Source organism: Paraburkholderia monticola, from assembly GCF_001580545.1.
GTDB classification, from domain to species: Bacteria; Pseudomonadota; Gammaproteobacteria; order Burkholderiales; family Burkholderiaceae; genus Paraburkholderia; species Paraburkholderia monticola.
This window is the reverse complement of the sequence record NZ_LRBG01000038.1, coordinates 132,207-153,019: the sequence shown is the minus strand read 5'-3', so window position 1 is coordinate 153,019 and position 20,813 is coordinate 132,207. Positions and strand designations below refer to the sequence as shown.

Genomic DNA, 20,813 nt, shown 5'->3' with positions numbered 1-20,813 from the left:
TATCCCCGGGCTAGCTGCTTTGGCGCGCATGGATCACTGTCGGGTCGGCGGAGCCGGCCGCGTGCATCGCTTCCACGAGTGCGGCCCTGTGCTGGAGCACGGCGCGCTGATTGATGGACCCTTTGTCGGTAATCTCGCCGAGATCGAGCGATGGCGGAACGCTCAACAGGTGCACGCGGGCGATGAACGAGGCACTCCCCGTTGCAGTCCGGTTCAGCCGTTCCACCAGCCCGCTGAAAAAATCGCGCACGGCGGCTGCGTTGAGCAGGTCTTCGGCGCCCGCGTCCGCCGGTAAACCTGTCAACGACCGACACGCATCGAGTCGCGGAAAAATCATCACGCCGACTTCGTCACGATTCATCCCTGTGATGACGGCATCCTGAACGTAGGGCGCGCCTTCGCTGATGATGCGCGCGCGCATCGGCCCGACGCTCACGAAGGTCCCCGAGGCCAGCTTGAAGTCTTCCGCGATTCGGCCATCGAACATCAAGCCCAGCTCGGGACGTTCCGGGTCGACGAAGCGCACGGCGTCGCCGGTGCGATAGTAGCCTTCGTCGTCGAACACGTTGCTCTGAAGCGCGGGCGACACGCGCCAGTAACCACCCATCACGTGCGGGCCGCGAAAGCGCGCTTCGAATTTGCCATCGACGGGCGCGACCTTGGCCTGACACCCCGGCGGCGGCAAGCCGATATAGCCGGCGCACGATACCGGTCCCGTCGTGAACAGAGACGACGGCGCGGTTTCGGTCATGCCGAGCCCCGCCATGATGCGGATGCGTTCTCCGCAATGTTCGAGCGTGACGCGCTCGAGTCGCTCCCACGCCGCCTGTGAAAGACCGGCTCCCGCGAAGAAGTACATCTTCACGCGCGAGAAAAACCGCTCACGGAGCGCCGCGTCTTTTTCCAGCGCGATAGTCAGTTCTTCCCAGCCCTTCGGCACGTTGAAGTAGATGGTCGGCGCGACTTCGCGCAGATTGCGCAGCGTGTCGTCGAACTTGCCGGCCACCGGTTTACCGTCGTCGATATAAAGCGTGCCGCCGTTGTACAGCACGATGCCGACATTGTGGCTGCCGCCGAACGTGTGATTCCACGGCAGCCAGTCGACGAGAACCGGCGGCTCGATGCCGAACTGCGGAAAAGTTTCGAGCAGCATCTGCTGGTTTGCGCACAGCATGCGATGCGTCGTCGGCACGGCTTTCGGCAGATTCGTCGAGCCGGAGGTGAACAGGAACTTCGCAATCGTGTCGCCGTTCACGCGCGCGTTGGCCGCGTCGACGTCGCGTGGCGTCGTATCGAGCAATGCATCGAAGTGCGTTACCCTCGATGCGTCCGGCGCGAACGCCGCGCCCACGCGTTCGACGTCGCTTCCCAGCGTGGCATCGAGCGCGCTTGCGTACGCGCCGATGTCGTCAGCGTAGACGAGACCGGGCTTGAGCAGGTCGAGGACATGGCGCAGCTTCCCGTAATCGCCCGACATCAACGAATAGGCCGGCGACACCGGGGCATAAGCGATACCCGCCCACATCGCACCGAGCGCGAGCTGCATGTGTTCGACGCTGTTCCCCGACAGGATCACCAGCGGCCGCTCCGCGCTGAGATCGCGGTCGAGCAGCGCCTGGCCGATCGCACGCACACGCTCGAGCATCTGCGCATAAGTGATGCCCTGCCACGCGCCGCTGCCGTCGCGTCGCGCGACGAGAAGCCGCTCGGGATGCGCGCGCGCACCGCTCAGCAAGCGGTCGGTAAAGCGCTCCGGAAACGTGCCCAGAGGCTCAAGTGTCTCGAGGTACCAGCAGTCGCCGCGTTTCTCGATCCGCGATGAAGGCGCTCCGATGGCAACGCTCCGGTATCCGGTTGCCATGGCGCCTGCGTGGCTGTGCTCCGATTCCAATACCTGTCTCCTATGTCGACCAGAGTCAGCGCTTCAGGTGCCGATCCGGAGTTGGCGCTTTAGCGCCTACTCCGGTCTCATGCAACGCACTTGGTCCGGTCCCATTCGATTTGACTTCATGCAAGGATGGGGTGGCCGCAATCGTTGCGGCCGGGAGCCGATGCCTAGATCGGGTAGTGACGCGGGCTCGTCTGCACCGTGATCCACCGCAACTCAGTGAACTCGGGAATCGACGCCTTGCTACCGAAGCGTCCATAACCGCTCGATTTCACGCCGCCGAACGGCATCTGCGCTTCGTCGTGCACGGTCGGGCCGTTGATGTGACAGATACCGGACTCGATACGCTTCGCGACGTTCATCGCACGCCCGATATCGCGGCTGAACACGGCGGCCGACAAGCCATACTCGCTATCGTTCGCGACCGCCAGCGCCTCTTCGTCGCCGTCCACGCGCTGCACCGTCACCACGGGGCCGAAGGATTCATCGGCGTAAAGCTTCATCTCACGCGTGACGTTCTCGACGATCACGGGCTGCATGATCGCGCCGTTCACCTCGCAGCCAAGCGGCAGCTTCGCGCCTCTTTCGCGGGCGTCTTCGACGAGCGCGCGGATGCGCCGGGCCGCCGCCTCGCTTTCCAGCGTGCCGAGGATCGAGCCCGGCTGCGTCGGATCGCCCGCCTTCAGTGTGCGCGCCTTCGCGACGAGCCTCGCGACGAACGCATCGGCAATCTTGCGATCGACGATCACGCGTTCCGTCGACATACAGATCTGCCCTTGATTGAAAAACGCGCCGAACGCGATGCCTTCCACGGCAGCGTCGAGATCCGCGTCGTCGAGCACGAGTACCGGTGCCTTGCCGCCCAGTTCGAGCAGCGCGGGTTTCAGATGGCGCGCGGACAGCTCGGCGACGATGCGGCCGACACGCGTCGAACCCGTGAAATTGACGCGCTTCACGGCTGGATTGGCGACCAGCCGCTCGACGATCGCGGGCGCGTCTTCCGGCGCATGCGTGAGCACGTTGACGACACCCTCGCCAAGACCTGCGTCGTTCAGCACTTCGCCGATCAACGCATGCACGCCGGGACAACCTTCGGACGCCTTGAGCACGACCGTATTGCCGCACGCGAGCGGCATCGCGAGCGCCCGCGTCGCGAGAATCACGGGCGCGTTCCACGGCGCCATGCCGAGCACGACGCCGCACGGCTGGCGCACGGCCATCGCGAGGCTACCCGGCACGTCCGATGGAATCACCGAGCCGTCGATCTGCGTCGTCATCGCCGCGGCTTCGCGCAGCATGTTGGCCGCGAGCATCACGTTAAAGCCGTACCAGTTCGCCATCGCGCCCGTTTCGGCCGCGCCGATCGCGATGAACTCCGCCGTGCGCGCATCCATGCGGTCGGCGGCGGCGAGTAGGCGTTTGCGCCGTTCGGTTGGCGTGAGCGCCGCCCACGCCGGAAACGCGCGCTGCGCCGCGGCGACGGCCGCATCGGCGTCCTCGACGGTGGCCGCCGCGGCACGGGTGGCGACCGCGCCGGTCGCCGGGTTGATGCGCTCGAAGGTGTTGCCGTTCGACGCGGCACGTTTCGCGCCGCCGATCAACAGGTTCGTGTGATGCATGTATTCGTCTCCTCGGTCCATTCCGCTGAAGTGCGCCGCTTAGCGCTTGTAGGACTGCAGGCCCGGCTTGATGCTCTTGTCGTCGAGGAACTGCTTCAGGCCCTGTTCGCGGCCGCCTTCCCGATCGCGATAGTTCGCCTGGTCGAGCTTCGCGTACAGGTAGTCTTCGTTCTGCTCCCACGTCAGTTCACGCGAGCGCTTGAAGCCGTGTTTCGCGTTGCGCAGCACGACCGGGTTCTTGTTCAGCAGCTTCGCGGCCAGCGCGATCGTTTCGTCGCGCAACTGCGCGAGCGGCACGCTCTTGTTCACGAGGCCCATCTTCGCGGCTTGCGGACCCGTGAAGGTGTCGCCCGTCATGATGTAGTACAGCGCTTCACGATGCCCGACGGTATCGGCCATCGCCTTGCTCACGAGGTTGCCCGGCGGAATGCCCCAGTTGATTTCGGACAGGCCGAACACGGCTTCGTCCGCGGCGATGGCGAGGTCACATGCGACGAGCGGAGAGAAGCCGCCGCCGAAGCACCAGCCATTGACCATCGCGATTGTCGGCTTCGAGTACATGCGCAGCAGTTGCCATTGCCAGCGGCTCGCGTCGCGGCGAATGCGCTCCTGCAGCACGTCCGGACCCGCGTCCACCTCGCGGAAATATTCCTTGAGGTCCATGCCGGCCGTCCATGCGCTGCCTTCGCCGGTCAGCACGAGAACCTGGGCTTCGGTGTCGAGTTCGAGCGTCTCCAGAACGTCGATCATCTCCTTGTTTAGCGTCGGGCTCATTGCGTTGCGCTTGTCCGGACGATTGAACGTGACCCAGGCGATTCCGCCTTCCACCGCGACCTTGACCGTTTTCCAGCGTCCTTCGTAACTCATCTGCATCTCCGTATCAGTGCCGCCCTCGCGGCTCGAATCCAATTTAATATCAGGCACCCTGATAAGTAAAGTACAATATAGGCGTCTTGGTACAAACCCCTAAGCGCCATTAATCACAAATAGGAGACGTCGTGAACATCGATCAACTGAAGGCTATCGACACCCATGTCCACGCCGAAGTGTCGTGCTGCCAACCGCCCGACCTGTTTGCGAAGGAGTTCGACGACGCCGCCGACAAATACTTCGGCACCGTACTCAAACAGGGGCGGCGCCCCACCATTCCCGAAACGATCGAGCACTATCGGGAACGCAATATCGGCTTCGTGATGTTTACCGTGGACTGCGAAGCGAACATAGGTCGCCGTCGCATTTCGAACGAAGAGGTCGCCGAGTTCGCGCAGACGAATTCCGACATCATGATCGCGTTCGCCAGCATCGATCCGCACAAAGGCAAGTTCGGCGCGCGCGAAGCGCGGCGGCTCATCGAGGAGCACGGCGTGCGCGGTTTCAAGTTTCACCCTACGATGCAGGGCTTTTTCGCCAACGACCGCATGGCTTACCCACTCTATGAGGTGATCGCCGAGTACGGCCTGCCGGCAGTTTTTCACAGCGGCCACTCGGGCATGGGTTCAGGCATGCGCGGGGGCGGCGGCTTGCGCCTGAAGTATTCGGAACCGATCTACCTCGACGATGTCGCGGCCGACTTCCCCGACATGAAGATCGTGATCGCGCATCCATCCTGGCCGTGGCAGGAGCAGGCGCTGTCAATCGCGCTGCACAAGCCGAACGTATATATCGACCTGTCGGGCTGGTCGCCGAAGTACTTTTCGCCCGAGTTGGTCAAGTACGCCAATACGCTGTTGCGCAACAAGGTGCTGTTCGCTTCCGACTTCCCGCTGATTCGCCCGGACCGCTGGCTCGAAGACTTCGATACGCTCGACATCAAGCCCGAGGTGAAGCCGCTCGTTCTGAAGGAGAACGCCGTCAGCCTGCTCGGGCTGCGGGCGCAAGCGTGACGAATGGGGCGAATGGGACGGATGGGACGGATGACCGACGAAAAAAGGCCCGGCGCGAAAACACCGGGCCTCTTTGATCCATCGAAGACGGCTTATCGTTTCGCGGCGTTGGAGCGGATGACGAGCAGCGCCGTGATCGCCGCGATGATCGTTACCGGCACACTCGCGCCGATCACGAGCGCCGAGCTTGTTCCCATCGAAAGCAATTGACCGGCGGCAACGGGACCCACAATAGAACCGAGGCGACCCACCGCCACCGCGGCACCGACACCCGTCCCACGCACGCTGGCCGGGTAACTGGCGGCGGACAACGAATACAGCATCGACTGCGCACCGACGACGCCCATCCCGGCAAACAGCACGGCAACGGATAGCGTCTCGATGCTGGCGACTTGAGACAGCGCGATCAAGGCACCGACGATGCACGCATAGATTGCCGTGGCGGACAGGCCTTGCCTGAATCGGTCCATCAATAGACCGATGCCGAGCACGCCGATCACACTGCCCACGTTGAAGAAAATCTGCGCGATACCGGCCTGCGAGCGGCTCATGCCTCGCCCCACGGTCAACGAAGGCAGCCAGTTCAGCAGGAAGTAAAGAACGATCAGCGTGCAGAAGAAACTGATCCAGATGCCGATCGTCGCCGCGGCGCGTCCCTCGCCGAACAGGACCTCACGCGTCGAAAGCAGCGGCTTGTCCGCCGTCGTCGTTTCCCGCGACCCGGTGGAGAATTCGCGCGACTCAGGCAGCCACATCAGCAGCAGAGGAATGATGATCAGCGGTCCCGCTCCGCCCACGTAGAAGATATGCCGCCACGCCGCACTCCCCGTGCTCAGCACGCCGATCAGCGCGGCAAGCGCGCCGCCGAGCGGCATGCCGCAATACATGACGCTGACCGCCGTGTTCCGGTGACGCGGATGCACCGCCTCCGAAGACAACGCGATCAGGTTCGGCATCCCGCCGCCGAGTCCAATGCCCGTCAGCACGCGAGCGATGAGCAGACTTTCGAAACTCCAGACTTGCGCGGTCGCAATCGAGAAGATGCCGAATACCACCATCGAGATCAGCAGAACGCGCTTTCGGCCGATCCTGTCGGCGAGTCTGCCGCCGATCATGGCGCCCGGCAGAAGCCCGAACATGCCGGCGCTGAAAGCCAGCCCTAACTGGCTGACCGACAAGCCGAACTCGTGCGCCATGCGAGGCGCCGCAACGCCGGTGGACTGCAGGTCGATCCCCTCCAGCACCGCGACGAGAAAGCACAGCGCCAACGTTGAGGCAGTGCTGGAACTTGCGACACTCGACCGATTAGCAATGCTCGACATGACGTCTCCTTCACCTTTTATTGAATTGCCAATGTTTAGTTGCTAAGTCTAGTATCAGGGCGCCTGATATTTAAAGTAGAATATGATATGCTAGGTAGAAACACCTAAGGCAACCTGATAATGACGAAGACAATGGAGAAGCGGCGAACGCCCCTTGCCAAACAGACCGGTTCAACGAAAACCGGCGCCCCACCCGCCCGCGTTTCCTATGTGGTCGGCCAATTGGACCGATTGCTCAAACGCAGTCTTATCGATGTGCTTGGCGAATTCGGGCTGACCTTGCCTCAGTTCACCGCCTTGTCCGTAATCAGCGCCAGCGGTGCGATGACCAACGCGAAACTCGCCGAACGCTCGTTCATCACGCCGCAGTCGGCCAACGAGGTCGTCAAGACAATGGAAGCCAACGGTTGGGTGGGACGCGTTGGACATCCTACCCACGGCCGCCTGATTCATCTGTTTCTGACCGACGAAGGGCGTCGGGTACTGAACGAGTGCGATTCGGCGATCGACGCGCTCGAAGCATCCATGCTCGATGGCGTGACGGAAATCCCGGTCGATACGCTGCGCAAGGTGCTGCAGCGATGTGTGTCGAATCTGCGCGGGTAAATGGACCTTGCGCACCGGCTCATTCGAATGGAAGCTCGGTGAAATCCCTGGTCGGCATTTAGCCGCGTATTACCTCCCCCAATAAGTCGCTCGTTATATTGCTTCACAGCGGCCGTCATCTTTCGCGCGCTGCAACAGCCCGTCCACCTCGTCATCCCCCAACCCGATTCGAGAGGAGCCGAAGCATGTCCAAGCGCATTCTTATCATCGCCGGCGATTTTGTCGAAGACTACGAACTGATGGTGCCGTTCCAGGCGCTCGCGGCCGTCGGACATAAGGTGGACGTCGTTGCGCCCGACAAGCGCGCGGGCGACGCGATTCGCACCGCGATCCACGACTTCGAAGGCGATCAGACCTATACGGAAAAGCGCGGCCATAACTTCACGCTGAACGCCGACTTCGCGTCGGTGAATCCCGCGCAATACGACGCGCTGCTCGTGCCGGGCGGCCGCGCACCCGAATATCTGCGGCTCAACGACAAGGTGATCGCATTCGTGCGCCATTTCGCCGAAGCGAAAAAACCGATTGCCGCCGTCTGCCACGGCGCGCAACTGCTGGTGGCGGCCGGCGTGATCGAAGGCCGGCGCATCTCGGCTTACCCGGCCTGCGCGCCCGAAGTCAAACTCGCGGGTGCGGAGTACGTGGCGCTCGACTGGCCTGACGCGATCACCGACCAGAACTTCGTCACCGCGCCGGCGTGGACCTCGCATGCGAACTGGCTCGCGCAGTTCCTGACCCTGCTCGGCACGCGCATCGAGCATTGATGAGCGATGGATGCGTGTCCGTACAGGGCACGCGGGTGGATCGTGTTACGCTCGATCACGATGTCCAGGATGGATACGCCGACGACCCACCCATCCATCAGACCATAGGCACGGCGCGCTTCGCGCCCTGCGACGTGATCGCTTACGAGGAAGGCTGACCGTATGTGCAACGTCTATGTCAACGCTGATCCGATCCTCTACGAGTCGCGTACGCGCGCTCTGCGCATTCATGGCGTCGTGACCACGGTGAGGCTCGAAAACCTGTTCTGGGACGTGCTTCGTGAAATCGCCAGCCGCGAGAACATGACGACGTCCCAGTTCGTGGCGAAGCTCCACGACGAACTGGTCGCCTTGCGCGCCGAAGAGCCGTTGAATTTCGCGTCGTTTTTGCGCGTGTGCTGTTTGCGTTATCTGTCGATGGCCGCCGCACGCGACGAGGCCGCGGGCGACGTCCCGCGCAACGCCCCGTTTCAACCCCGAGTCGTGAAGACGGCTGTCTGACGGATTGCGTCGGCTAGCGGGCGGCAGCGTCGTCGAACACGGCGGCCACGCCTTGCGGCGACGTGAAAATGCCGGTGCCGTCGTGACCGAAGCCATCGATCACGATCGTGCGATGGCGCAAGCCGGCCGGATGACGCATCCGCATATACCGCTCGTAAGCCAGCCCGCGTTCGAGCCGGTGAGCGCCCTGCGCCCGGGCCGCGCATGACGTGTCGAGTGCGGGATGCGCGGGATCGCAGTCCTCGCTGCCGAGCAACACGGTGACGTCCCGGCCAGCATAAGCCGCTTCGAGCGTCCCCGCGCAATCGGCTTGCCCCGCGCACTGCGCGTAAGCCGGCAGGCGATTCAACCCATACTTCCAGTCGTCAAATCCGGGGCAGCGCGACGCGTCGAACGGCGCAAAGCCGCCGTCCCCGGTGGGCCGCTGCGCATCGAAATACACATACGACGACGGATTCGCAATCACGTAGCGCACCGCCACACCGCGTTCGGCCAGCCGCGCCTCGCCGCGCGCGAGCACCGCGTAACGCTGCGCGACCTGGCCGCCGCCCGAGTGCCCGGCGATCACGACGCTCGTCAACGACGGAAACTGCTCGCGCACGGCCAGCCCGTCGAGGATCGCGTCGAGCACGTCGAACGAACTGAGCGGCGCGCTACCAAGCGCGGCATCGCCGCCCATCCAGCTCGTCCAGTCCCAATGCAGCGTATCGGCGGAAAGACCATGCGCCGTCACGTCGGCGCTGGCGAGGAACTGCGGCACGACCAGCAGCGTGTCGCTCTCGTCGCCGCCCGCGGCCGCCCGAGCCTGCCGCGCGAGCTGGAAATACGTGTCGGCATTGCGCAGACGGCCGTGGATCAGGATCACGGCGCGGCGGATCGCCGGCTGCGGCACGCTCCAGTCGCAGGTGACGTAGAGCGGCGCGACGCCGCTGCCCGCCGCCGTCGTCACGGTAAGCCGATGCGGCGCAATCGCGGCGACGGGGCGCTCGTTGGGGGCGCGCTCGTCGCCGGGTTGGAAAAGCTCGGACATGCAGAACCTGTGTAGAACGTGGGTAAGAAGTCAGCGTGAGATCAGTGCGTCGTCGCGGAGCCCGCGCGCGCGGCAGGCGCCGGATCGCGGCCGGACTTCGTGAAGAACACCATCGCGAGCGAGACGAGGCCCGCGAAGATCAGATAGAACGCGGGCATCAGACTGCTGCCCGTCCACTGCGTGAGCGACGTGATCGTCAGAGGCGCGAGGCCGCCGAACAGCGTCACGGCGACGTTGTACGACAGCGCGACGCCGGTCGAGCGGTTGCGCACCGGGAACAGCGTTGCGAGCATGCCGGGATGCGAGCCCGACATCGCCGCGAGAAACACGGTGGAGATCATCTGCGCGGTGAACAGATGAGCGAACGTCGGCGCGGCAACCACGAAGCTAAACAGCGGATACGACACCAGCACCCATGCGATGACCACCGGATAGAACAGCCGGTACGCGCCATAGCGGTCGCACAGCTTGCCCGCCAGCGGAAACAGCATGACGTTCAGCACCCCGGAAACGAATGCGCCGACGAGCGCGTTCGACAACGGCAAATGCAACTGCCGCTCGACATACAGCGGCAGATACGAGTGCCACACATAGTTGGTCGCCGCGCCCACGATGATCACGCCCATCGCGCAGATCACCGCGTCGGTGTTGTCGCGGAAGAACGCGCGCACCGATTGCTTGACCGGCGCGCCGCGATGCGCGCTCAACTGCACGAACTCCGGCGACTCGGCGACGCGATGACGGATATAGAAGCCGATCGGTCCCGCCAGCGCGCCCATCAGGAACGGTACGCGCCAGCCCCATGCAACGAGTTGCGCATGCGTGAGCTGCGTGGTCAGCAGCAAGCCCACGCCCGACGACAGCAATAGCGCGAAGGCCTGCGACGACATGTTGAAACTGCCGTAGAACATCTTCTTGCCGGGCGGCGCGTATTCGACGAGCATCGCCGATGCGGTCGCGAACTGGCCGCCGACCGACATGCCTTGCAACAGCCGCGCGAGCACGATCAGCAGCGGCGCGGCCACGCCGATCGTCGCGTACGACGGCGTCAGCCCCATCAGCAGCGTGCTCGCGGCCATCGCGAGAATCAGCACGGACAGCGCGCGGCGCCGGCCGACGCGGTCCGAATAGATGCCGAGCAGGATGCCGCCGATCGGCCGCACGACGAAGCCGATCGCGAACGTCGCGAGCGTCAGCGCGATCGATACGAACGCATGATCCGACGGGAAAAACACCTGCGCGATGATCTTCGAGAAGTAGCCGTAGACGAGGAAGTCGAACCACTCGAGGCCACTGCCGAGCACCGACGCGACGATCGCGCGCCGCACCATGCGCGGGTTCAGTTGCGGCGCCGCGTCGGACGACGCGCGTGAGCGGTCGAGGGTACCGTCGTCGAGAGTGTGCAGGTCGTTCATTTCGTGCATGATCCTGTTCCGAACATGGTCGCGAGCGCGCATGGCGAGGTGAGCATTCGCGCGCCATTGTGACCGACGCCGGGCACCACGTGGAACTGCTGGTTCAGGCCTTCCGGATGGCGCGCCTGCAGATAGTTGAAATAGCCCTCGGCGCGCGCAACCCGCTCGGCACCTTGCGCCTCGGCGGCGCAGCTGCGGTCGAGCACGGGATGCTTCGGATCGTCATCGTTGCCACCGACCAGGTACGTGACCGGCCGCTGCACGTAGGCCGCCTCCAGTTGCGCCGGCGAGCGATCGTTCACGTAGGCGGGCCGTGCCTGCATCCCATACTTCCAGTCGTCGAACGATGGACATTGCGCGGGGTCGAAGCGCGCCGGCCGCCCCTGCGCGTCCGGTCGCTCGGCGTCGAAATACGCGTACGACGACGGGCTCGACACGACATAGCGGACGTCGATCCCTGCGTCGGCGAGCGTACGCAGATCATGCGCGGCCACCGCGTAGCGCTGCACGACCTGCGCGCCGCCCGAATGACCCGCGAACGTCACATGCTTGAGGTTCGGAAACAGCCGCCGGTCCGCGAGGCGCTCGACGATCGCATCGAGCACGGCGAAGGAGCTGAGCGGCACGCCACCCTCGGCGGACTCGCCGCCCATCCACGCGTTGTCTTTCCAGCGCAGCATGTCGGCCGGTACGCTGTGAACGCGCGTATCGAGCGTCGCGAGAAACTGCGGCGCGACGAGCAACGTGGCCGCTGGGTCCGCGCCGGCTGCGTCGCGGGCTTTTTCCGCGGTGCCGAAATACACGTCCGCGTTGCGCAGCTTGCCGTGAATCACGATCACCGCGCGCTCGATGCGCGGCTGCGGCGCGTTCCAGTCCGCCGACAGATAGAGCGGAAATTCCGCCGCTCCCTGCGGCGTGTCGAGCTGCATTCGCGCCGGCGCGATCACCGCGACCGGATGCAGATGCGCTTCATACACGTGCTGCGCGAACGAGACCGTGGGCGCCGCGACACTGGCGACGACCCAGGCAAGCGCGCGCAGCGCGACCCACTTGCGTGCCTTGCTCGAACGCGTCTCGCGCCATGCCTTCAGGTTCATCGACTCTCTCCTCCCTAAACGTGGTTGCCGCATGGTGCCGGTGCCGATCTCGATCAGAAGCGGTGGCGGATACCGACGGTGACGCCGGTCTGATTCGCACCGAAGGCCGTTTCGTCGGTCACGCCGACCGGCGTGAAGGTGCCGTTCGCGTAGCGCGTGGCCGCAGCATACGCGACGGTCGCATACAGGTCGGTTCGCTTCGACAGCGAATAGTCGCCGCTCACCACACCCATGATCGAGTTCGACACGTCCTTCGTCTTGTTGCTCTGGTAGTACACCGCGGTCGTCAACTGGACCGCGGGCGTGACGCGATAGCGCATGCCTCCGAACCACAAGGCCGCCGACACCGAGGCGCCCTTCGTCGGGTCGTTCAGATAGTGCTCGTAGCCGCCCATCACGGTTGCCGCGCCGAACTGGTTACGCGCCGACAGGCTCCAGTTGCGCGTCTTCGTCCACGTGCCGGCCGTGTTGATCGCGCCGTTGCGGTAGTCGTACGCGAAGGCCGCGGAGAAGGTGCCGATCGCGTATTGAAGGCCTGCGCCGTAGGCTGCGCTGCTCTGGAACGAACCCGCGTCGCCGCCGAAGCTGTAGTTCGCGATCGCCTTCAGGCCGCCGAACTGCCCGACGTACTTGACCGAGTTGTTCAGACGCGCCTTGTACGAGAAGTCGTCGGCCGAGCCGGTGGTCGGAAACCACGTGTACTGCGGCGCGTAACCCATCGGGTCGTACTGTTCGAGAATGTCGTACATCGCGGTGTACTGCAGACCGGCCGACAACGCCCCGTACGATGCATTCGACACGCCGACCGCGGCCTGGCGATTGAACAGCACGCCCGAGGTCGCGTTCGTGCCGTCGTTGCTGTTGTACCCCGCTTCGAGCCAGAAGAACGCCGAATAGCCGCCGCCAAGGTCCTCGGTGCCCTTGAAGCCGATCCGCGAATTGCTGAGACCGCCCGAGTTCATGCGCACCAGCGTGCCGCCCGTCGCATCCGCATGGTTGAGGAATTCGAGGTTCGTATCGATCACGCCATACAGCGTGACCGACGACTGGGCGAACACCGGCAGGCTGGCCGTGCCGACGAGCGCGGCAACGAGGTAGTGCTTCTTCACGGAGTGTCTCCTGAGTGCATTGTTTTGTTGGATGACACGCAGCGAGCAGCCCCCGACATCCGCCACCCGTTGCGATGGCGAGATCGTAGATTTGCTTGTGGCAAATGTAAAATACCGGTTTCAGGCACTATCCATATTTTTTAAATATGTCATTTGCGCCCCCGGCGCAATGGAGTCGAACAATGGAATTGCGGCATCTGCGCTACTTTCTGGTGGTCGCCGAAGAAGGACAGTTCACGCGCGCCGCGGCGCGGCTCGCGATGCAGCAGCCGCCGCTGTCGCAACAGATTCGCTTACTTGAAGAGGAGATTGGCTTCGAGCTGTTCGAGCGATTGCCGCGCGGTGTCGTGCTGACCGATGCCGGCAAGGCATTCGCCGAAGACGCGCAGCGCATTCTCGACGGCCTGCATCAGTCGGTCGAACGCGCCGCCCGCATTGCGCGCGGTGAAATCGGCACGTTGTCGATCGGCCTCACCAGCTCGGCGAGTTTTCATCCGCTGACGACCGAGGCGATCCGTGAATTCCGGCGTCTGCATCCGGACGTGGGCGTCGATCTGATCGAACTCAACGCGGCCGAGGTCAGCGAGCGGCTGGCCGGCGGTCTCGTCCATGTCGCGTTTCTGCGCAAGCCGGTCGAGCTGCCGCCCGATCTGTCGTTCGAAGTGCTCGACGAAGAGCCGATGGTGGTCGTGCTACGCGACGATCATCCGCTCGTCGCACGCAAACGTAAGCAGCCGGAGGTGGAGTTGCGCGCACTGGCGCACGAGGATTTCATCCTCGTGCGGCGGCCCGGCGCTCCCGGCATGTATGCGGACATACTCAGCGCGTGCCGCGAAGCGGGCTTTTCGCCGCACATCGCGCGCGAGGTGCCGCGGATGCTCTCGGGTATCAAGCTGGTATCGACGGGGCTCGGCGTCACGCTCGTGCCCGCATCGATGCAACGCTACAACCAGGTGGGGGTCGTGTACTGCCGCCTGAAGAAGCCGCACGCGCTGACCGCGCCGCTCACGCTCAGCTTTCCATCGACGATGAGCAACGGTGCCGCGACCCGCTTCGTCGAGTTCATGCAACAGCGTTTCCGTGGCGGCGTCGCGGCTGGCTAGCGGGTGGAGCGGCGTCAGTCAGCCGACGCGTCGCACGCGCAATCGAGAGAAGACGCCGTGGCCGGTCGCTCCAACACGGCAAGCCGCTGCAGCGTCACGAGACCTAGCAGCGCGAGTCCAAGCCCCAGCGTAAAGTCCGCGTGGACGCCGGCGCGATCGACAATCGTGCCCCCTACTGCCGAACCCACTGCAATCGCCACCTGGATGATGCTGACGAACATGGCCGATCCCGCTTCGGGCAAGTCGGTCGTGCTGCGCTGAATCCATACGCTGAAGCAAAGCGGCAGCGCGCCGAACGCGATGCCCCACAGCAGCATCCCCGCGGTCTCGCCGATGGGCGAATGCTCCAGCAGCAACATCGACGACATCGCGCCCAATAGCAGCAGAACCATCGCGGCGACGGACTTCTTCAGATGGTCCGAAATCACCATCGACGTCAATGCATTCGAGAAGAAGCCGATGAGGCCGAATCCGAACAGCAACAGCGTGATGGCGCTCAACGAAAAATCGTGCTCGAGCAGCGGAGCGATATACGTGTAGGTCGAGAAGTGCGCGCCAAAGACGAGCGCGACCATCACCATGCCCAGGCGCGTATGAGGCCGGCGAAGCAGCGCCTTGAAGTCGGCGATCCGCAATGCCGATGCCGAGGGCAACGAAGGCACGAGGAACACTTGCGCGATCAAGGCGAGCGATACCAGGCCCGCCGTGGCGGCGAATGCCATGCGCCACGACGCGAACGACGCGATAAACGTTCCGAGCGGCACGCCGATCACGGTTGCGAAGGTCACGCCGGTCAGAATGGTCGCGGTCGCTTTTGCCGCATCCTTTGCTTGCACGAGCCGCGGAGCCGCCGCCGTCGCCAGCGTCCAGAAGCCGCCCAACGCGCCGCCGAGCAGCGCCCGTCCCACCAGCATGACCGTGAGGTTCGGTGCGATTGCGCACACGACGTTCGCGATCAGCAGCACCGCGGTGAGAAGCAGAAACACGTACCGACGGTCCATGCGTCCCGCGCTGACGATCAGCGTCGGCGCCAGGATTGCCGCCATGACACCGGGCGTGGTGACCATCAGCCCGGCGACGCCGGTCGACACGCCGAGGTCGTGCGCGATTTGCGGCAACAGCCCGACGGGCAAAAACTCGGCCGTCACGAACGCGAACGCGCTCACCGCAACGGCAATGACGGATAGCCATTGAGCTGCGGAGGTTGAATCTCCCTCCAACGAAGCGGGGATTGTAGGTGTATCGATTTGCATTGTGACCCTGATGTCAGGTTGAACTCTGACACTTTAGGCGGGGTCTCGCGCGCGAAAAAGAGTCGGGCGCTGAAAAGACTAGCAAGCGTGGCTGAACAATGCGTCGGGCGGATCCTGACCCGTACGAAACAAAAAGCGCGGCAGCCGGCCTGCTGGCCAGACCTACCGCGCCCTCACCTCAATGCCCCGCATAAATCGACCGTACTCCAGCAGAGGCCACGACCGGCGCGCCCGAATCCGAGCTGCCCTGCATCGACACGCCGCCGACCCCGCTCCTTCCCTGAGCCTGCTGCTGCGCGACGATGGTCTCGGCACGCTGGATGTCGGCAGGATAGTTATAGTCCGTGGCCGTCGGCCGATAGCCCGCCTGCTCCAGGCGCACGGCATCGGCGATCACTTGCGAATGCGTCACGGGCGCCGTGGCAGTCTGTGCAAAAGCGGCGACCGGTGCAGCCAGTGCGCAGGCAACGAGCAACGTGGAAACGAGTGCTTTCATGATGTTCACCTCTCAATGAAGGGCCGCCGCATCGTGAAGTGATGCCGCTTCAGCCGCCTTCGGTGATGTCGCGAAGGTTGACTGCATTCTGGTCGCGCGGCGCTGACCCAAAGCTGACCGGCTGATTACGAGTTCGTTATCTGGCTGCAGGCTCCCCAGATGACAAATCCGTAATGTCGAAGTCAGCACCGGGTAAGCGCGCAATCCCGATACTTGCTCCAACCTGGCCGCGTCGAGCGCGGCTCTCCCCGCCTCAACCCGGACAAGTCATGTGGATCGTCAAACTGGCTCTCAGACGGCCTTACACGTTCATCGTGCTCGCCGTGCTGCTTTTTATCCTTGGCCCGCTCGCCATCATGCGCACGCCCACGGACATTTTTCCGAACATCAATATTCCCGTGGTCAGCATCGTCTGGAGCTACAACGGCTTCTCCGCCGAGGACATGGCGCATCGCATCACCTCGAACTACGAGCGCGCCCTCACCTCGGACGTGGACGACATCGAGCACATCGAATCGCAGTCGCTCAACGGCGTGTCGGTGGTGAAGGTGTTCTTTCATCCGGGCGCGGACATCAACCGGGCGATTGCCGAGGCGGCCTCGAATTCCGCATCGATTCTGCGCATCCTGCCGCCGGGCACGTTGCCCCCAAACATCATCACGTACAACGCCTCGACGGTGCCGGTGCTGCAACTGGGCCTCTCGAGCACGACCTTGCCCGAACAGTCGCTCTACGATCTCGGCAACAGCTTCATCCGCACGCAGCTCGCCACGGTGCAAGGCGCGGCCGTGCCGCTGCCCTATGGCGGCAAGATCCGGCAGATCATGGTGCAGCTCGATCCGAAGGCGCTCCAGGCGAAGGGACTCGCGCCCGTCGACGTCGTGAACGCCGTCAATGCGCAGAACCTGATCCTGCCCGGCGGCACCGCCAAAATCGGGGCGCGCGAGTACAACGTCGAAATGAACGGCAGCACGCAAACGGTGGCCGCGCTCAACGATCTGCCCATCAAGACCGTGAACGGCAGCGTGGTGTACGTGCGCGATGTCGCTCACGTGATCGACGGTTACGCACCGCAAACCAATATCGTGCGCGCCGACGGCAAGCGCGCCGCGCTCCTCACGGTGGAAAAGTCCGGTAGCGCCTCGACTCTCACGATCATCGACCAGGTCAAAGCGATGCTGCCGAAGATCGCCGCGGGCCTGCCGAGCGCGCTCAAGATCACGCCGCTGGGCGACCAGTCGGTGTTCGTGAAGTCGGCGATCACCGGCGTGGTGCGCGAGGCGCTGATTGCCGCGTGCCTCACCGCCGCGATGATCCTGCTCTTTCTCGGCAGCTGGCGCGCCACGCTGATCATTGCCGTGACGATTCCGCTTGCCGTGCTCACCTCGCTGATCGCGCTTGCGGCGCTCGGCGAAACCATCAACATCATGACGCTCGGCGGGCTCGCTCTGGCCGTCGGCATACTCGTCGACGACGCCACGGTCGCGATCGAGAACATCACCCATCATCTCGAACGCGGCGCCCCGCTGCACGACGCGATCCTCAACGGCTCCGGCGAGATCGCCGTGCCGACCTTCGTCTCGACTTTGTCGATCTGCATCGTGTTCGTGCCGATGTTCCTGCTCTCCGGCGTCGCGCGCTACCTGTTCGTGCCGATGGCCGAAGCCGTCGTGTTCGCGATGTGCGCCTCGTACTTCTTCTCGCGCACGCTGATTCCTACGCTCGCGATGTATCTGCTGCGTGCCCGCTCGCGAAGCATCGCGCCCGCACGCGGCATCGGCGGCGCATTGACGCGTTTCCAGGCGGGTTTCGAAAAGCGCTTCGAGGCCCTGCGCAATCGCTATCGCGCGCTGCTGCAAGCCGCCATCGCGCAGCGCCGCCGCTTCGTCGTGCTCTGGCTCGCGCTCTGTCTCGGCTCGCTCGTGTTGTTGCCGTTCACCGGTCGCGACTTTTTCCCGGCCGTCGATACCGGCGAGATCCGCCTGCATTTGCGCGCGCCCACGGGCACGCGCATCGAGGAAACGGCCCGCATCACCGATGAAGTCGAAGCGACAATCCGCAGCGTGATTCCGCCCGCCGAACAGGCCGCGGTGCTCGATAACATCGGCGTGCCGGTCAGCGGCATCAACCTCACTTACGATTCCTCGGACCCGATCGGCCCCGAAGACTCGGACATCCTCATCACGCTCGCGCCGAAGCACAAGCCGACCGCGCAATACGTCGCGAAGCTGCGCAATGTGCTCGACGCGGCGTTTCCCGGGGTGACTTTCGCGTTCCTGCCCGCCGACATCGTGAGCCAGATCCTGAACTTCGGCCTGCCGGCGCCGATCGACGTGCAGATCGTCGGCAACAAGCTCGCGCAGAACCGCGTCGTGGCGAATCGACTGCTCGATCAAATGCGCGGCGTGCGCGGGCTCGTCGATGCGCGCATCCAACAGCCCGGCGACGAACCCACGATCAACGTGAACGTCGATCGCACCAAGGCCATGCAAGCCGGCCTCACGCAGCGCGACGTCGCCCAGAACCTGCTGATCGCACTGTCCGGCAGCTCGCAGACCACACCGAATTTCTGGCTCGATCCGCAGAACGGCGTGAGCTATCCGCTGATGGCCGAGGTGCCGCAATACGACATTCACTCGCTGCAAACGCTCGCCAATATTCCGGTGACCACGCAAGCGGTGTCGGTCAACCCGCAGAACCAGCTGGGCACGCTCGGAACCGTCTCGCGCAGTTCGCAGCAGGCGGTCGTCTCGCACTACAACGTGCAGCCGGTGCTCGACATTTTTGCGTCGACACAGGGGCGCGATCTGGGCGGCGTCGCCTCGGACGTGAACCGCCTCGTCGATGCCGCGCGGGCGCAGTTGCCGCCGGGCTCGTCGATCGTCATGCGCGGCCAGGTCCAGTCGATGAACGCCTCGTTCAGCGGCCTTGCCGCCGGCCTCGTATTCGCGATCGCGCTCGTCTACCTGCTGATGGTCGTGAACTTCCAGTCGTGGCTCGATCCGCTGATCATCGTGAGCGGCTTGCCGGGGTCGCTGGCCGGCATCGCATGGATGCTGTTCGTCACGCAAACCACGCTCAGCGTGCCGGCGCTGACGGGCACGATCCTCTGCATGGGCATCGCGACGGCCAACAGCATTCTCGTCATCAACACGGCGCGCGAGTCGCTCGCCGCCGGCATGGCGCCGCTCGCCGCGGCGCTCGACGCGGGCTTCAATCGCTTTCGCCCCGTGCTGATGACGGCACTCGCGATGCTGATCGGCATGCTGCCGATGGCGCTCGGTCTCGGCGACGGTGGCGAGCAGAATGCGCCGCTCGGGCGCGCCGTGATCGGCGGTCTCGCCATCGGCACGCTTTCGACGCTCGTGTTCGTGCCCGTGGTCTTCGGCATGGTGCACGGCTGGCTCGCCAAGCGCCGCGCTGAGCGCGACGCCCATGACGCCCACGACGCCCACGACGGCGCGCGCGTCGACGCAACCACTCTCGTTGAATAAGGATCCCCGATGAACCCGCCCATCCCGCCCGAGGATCGCGACGCCGGAGCGCAGCCAGCCGTGCGCGCCGGATCCACAGCACGTCGTACGGCCATCGCCGTCGGCCTCACCTGCTTCGCCGTGGCGTTGCTGAGCATCGGCATCGTGCCGCGCCTCGAAGCTCGCACGGCCCAGACCCAACAGCTCGCGGCGCAACGTGAGCTGATCGTCTCGACCCTCACACCGACGCGCGCGCCAGCGACGCAGGACCTGCTGCTGCCCGGCTCGATCATGTCCTGGGCCGACGCGTCGATCTATGCGCGCACGAGCGGCTATGTCCAGCACTGGTACGCGGATATCGGCGCGCACGTGAAGGCCGGTCAGACGCTCGCCCAGATCGACACGCCCGAGCTCGACGCGCAACTTCAACAGGCGCGCGCCGACGCAGCGACCGCGGAAGCGAACTATCGCTTTGCAAGCAGCACGGCACAGCGCTGGCAAACGATGCTGCAAACGCAATCCGTCTCGCAGCAGGACGCGCAAGCGAAAACGAGCGACGCCGCCGCGAGGCTCGCCACGCTCCAGGCGGCGCAGGCCAATGTCGCGCGCCTGCAGGAACTGGTTTCGTACCAGAACCTGACGGCGCCCTTCGACGGCGTCATCACGGCGCGCAACGTGCAGGTCGGCGCGCTCGTCACGGCGGGCGGCACACCGGGCCTCGCCACGATGCCGGGCGAGCTGTTCCACATCGCGCAGACCGACCGGCTGCGCATCTATGTCGACGTCCCGCAGGACGACGCGAGCCGCGTCGCGCCCGGCACGGCGGTGTCGGTGACGACGCAACAGTATCCGGGCCGCCGCTTCGAGGCCAGCGTCGCGCGCAGCTCGAACGTGATCGACCCCGTGAGCCGCACGTTGCGCGTGGAAGTCGATGTGGACAATCACGATGGCGCATTGATGCCTGGCGCCTACGCGCAGGTGCATCTCGCGCTCACCACGGCGACGCCCGCGCTCGAACTGCCGGTGAGCGCGCTGCTGTTCCGCCCGGACGGCGTGACCATCGCCGTGGTGAATGCCCAGAACAAGGTGCAGCTTCGCAAGGTCACCATCGGTCGTGATTTCGGCACCTACGTCGAGGTCGCAACGGGACTCGCGGCCACCGACCGTGTGATCGACAATCCCGGCGACGCCATCGCCGACGGCCAGAGCGTGCGGGTGGCGGCAACGCCCGTCGCGGGCAGCAAGGCTTAGGCG

General features: G+C 64.5%; 18 protein-coding genes. 8 read left to right on the top strand and 10 right to left on the bottom strand.

Translation table 11 applies throughout. The features are described from left to right. Positions 1-10: 10 nt before the first annotated feature. From CI15_RS28145 to CI15_RS28135, 3 genes are all read right to left on the bottom strand, one after another. Positions 11-1,861: a feruloyl-CoA synthase gene (locus CI15_RS28145; RefSeq protein WP_174543273.1), complete on the bottom strand. Its 1,851-nt coding sequence runs from the start codon at positions 1,859-1,861 to the stop codon at positions 11-13. A gap of 194 nt (positions 1,862-2,055) precedes the next feature. Beyond that, positions 2,056-3,507, bottom strand: coding sequence for an aldehyde dehydrogenase (locus CI15_RS28140; RefSeq protein ID WP_062134581.1), 1,452 nt, complete (start codon positions 3,505-3,507; stop codon positions 2,056-2,058). Positions 3,508-3,546: 39 nt separating this feature from the next. Continuing rightward, positions 3,547-4,374: a p-hydroxycinnamoyl CoA hydratase/lyase gene (locus CI15_RS28135; protein ID WP_062134580.1), complete on the bottom strand. Its 828-nt coding sequence runs from the start codon at positions 4,372-4,374 to the stop codon at positions 3,547-3,549. A 131-nt stretch (positions 4,375-4,505) separates the two neighbouring features. Between CI15_RS28135 and CI15_RS28130 the strand changes: the two genes are divergently transcribed. Next, positions 4,506-5,390, top strand: coding sequence for an amidohydrolase family protein (locus tag CI15_RS28130; protein ID WP_062134579.1), 885 nt, complete (start codon positions 4,506-4,508; stop codon positions 5,388-5,390). 92 nt (positions 5,391-5,482) lie between these two features. Here CI15_RS28130 and mhpT read toward each other — a convergent pair whose 3' ends face one another. Beyond that, entirely contained in the window at positions 5,483-6,712 is a 1,230-nt protein-coding gene (gene mhpT / locus CI15_RS28125) for a 3-(3-hydroxy-phenyl)propionate transporter MhpT (protein WP_062134578.1), read from the bottom strand. A gap of 132 nt (positions 6,713-6,844) precedes the next feature. Between mhpT and CI15_RS28120 the strand changes: the two genes are divergently transcribed. The 4 genes from CI15_RS28120 to CI15_RS28110 all read left to right on the top strand — a co-directional run bounded on the left by CI15_RS28120 (position 6,845) and on the right by CI15_RS28110 (position 8,583). Further along, positions 6,845-7,318 (top strand): MarR family winged helix-turn-helix transcriptional regulator, encoded by a 474-nt coding sequence (locus tag CI15_RS28120; RefSeq protein WP_241495962.1) that lies wholly within the window; start codon positions 6,845-6,847, stop codon positions 7,316-7,318. A gap of 185 nt (positions 7,319-7,503) precedes the next feature. Beyond that, positions 7,504-8,082 carry a DJ-1/PfpI family protein gene (locus CI15_RS28115; RefSeq protein WP_062134572.1) on the top strand — a complete coding sequence of 193 codons (579 nt, stop codon included), beginning with the start codon at positions 7,504-7,506 and terminating at the stop codon, positions 8,080-8,082. Further along, positions 8,082-8,240: a hypothetical protein gene (locus CI15_RS37065; protein ID WP_161950072.1), complete on the top strand. Its 159-nt coding sequence runs from the start codon at positions 8,082-8,084 to the stop codon at positions 8,238-8,240. The genes CI15_RS28115 and CI15_RS37065 overlap by 1 nt, the downstream gene beginning before the upstream one ends. A gap of 4 nt (positions 8,241-8,244) precedes the next feature. Continuing rightward, a complete protein-coding gene (locus CI15_RS28110; protein WP_062134569.1) occupies positions 8,245-8,583 on the top strand; it encodes a ribbon-helix-helix domain-containing protein in 339 nt (112 codons plus the stop codon). Positions 8,584-8,596: 13 nt separating this feature from the next. Here the strand turns inward: CI15_RS28110 and CI15_RS28105 are convergent, their stop codons facing one another. The 4 genes from CI15_RS28105 to CI15_RS28090 form a co-directional block, all read right to left on the bottom strand. Continuing rightward, positions 8,597-9,613 (bottom strand): hypothetical protein, encoded by a 1,017-nt coding sequence (locus tag CI15_RS28105; protein WP_062134566.1) that lies wholly within the window; start codon positions 9,611-9,613, stop codon positions 8,597-8,599. A 41-nt stretch (positions 9,614-9,654) separates the two neighbouring features. Further along, a complete protein-coding gene (locus tag CI15_RS28100) occupies positions 9,655-10,944 on the bottom strand; it encodes an MFS transporter (protein ID WP_082814339.1) in 1,290 nt (429 codons plus the stop codon). Between the two features lie 80 nt (positions 10,945-11,024). Next, entirely contained in the window at positions 11,025-12,125 is a 1,101-nt protein-coding gene (locus CI15_RS28095; protein WP_062134563.1) for a hypothetical protein, read from the bottom strand. Positions 12,126-12,178: 53 nt separating this feature from the next. Continuing rightward, positions 12,179-13,234 (bottom strand): porin, encoded by a 1,056-nt coding sequence (locus tag CI15_RS28090; protein ID WP_062134560.1) that lies wholly within the window; start codon positions 13,232-13,234, stop codon positions 12,179-12,181. 182 nt (positions 13,235-13,416) lie between these two features. Here CI15_RS28090 and CI15_RS28085 point away from each other — a divergent pair, with 182 nt between their 5' ends. After that, positions 13,417-14,337 carry a LysR family transcriptional regulator gene (locus CI15_RS28085; RefSeq protein WP_062134557.1) on the top strand — a complete coding sequence of 307 codons (921 nt, stop codon included), beginning with the start codon at positions 13,417-13,419 and terminating at the stop codon, positions 14,335-14,337. 14 nt (positions 14,338-14,351) lie between these two features. Here CI15_RS28085 and CI15_RS28080 read toward each other — a convergent pair whose 3' ends face one another. Continuing rightward, positions 14,352-15,590 carry an MFS transporter gene (locus CI15_RS28080; RefSeq protein WP_062134554.1) on the bottom strand — a complete coding sequence of 413 codons (1,239 nt, stop codon included), beginning with the start codon at positions 15,588-15,590 and terminating at the stop codon, positions 14,352-14,354. Positions 15,591-15,768: 178 nt separating this feature from the next. Continuing rightward, a complete protein-coding gene (locus CI15_RS28075) occupies positions 15,769-16,086 on the bottom strand; it encodes a DUF4148 domain-containing protein (protein WP_062134551.1) in 318 nt (105 codons plus the stop codon). A gap of 269 nt (positions 16,087-16,355) precedes the next feature. On the opposite strand from CI15_RS28075, the gene CI15_RS28070 reads away from it, so the two are divergent. Together CI15_RS28070 and CI15_RS28065 are read left to right on the top strand one after the other, a co-directional pair. Then, entirely contained in the window at positions 16,356-19,580 is a 3,225-nt protein-coding gene (locus tag CI15_RS28070; RefSeq protein WP_062134547.1) for an efflux RND transporter permease subunit, read from the top strand. A gap of 9 nt (positions 19,581-19,589) precedes the next feature. Further along, positions 19,590-20,810 (top strand): efflux RND transporter periplasmic adaptor subunit, encoded by a 1,221-nt coding sequence (locus tag CI15_RS28065; protein ID WP_082814323.1) that lies wholly within the window; start codon positions 19,590-19,592, stop codon positions 20,808-20,810. Positions 20,811-20,813: the final 3 nt, after the last annotated feature.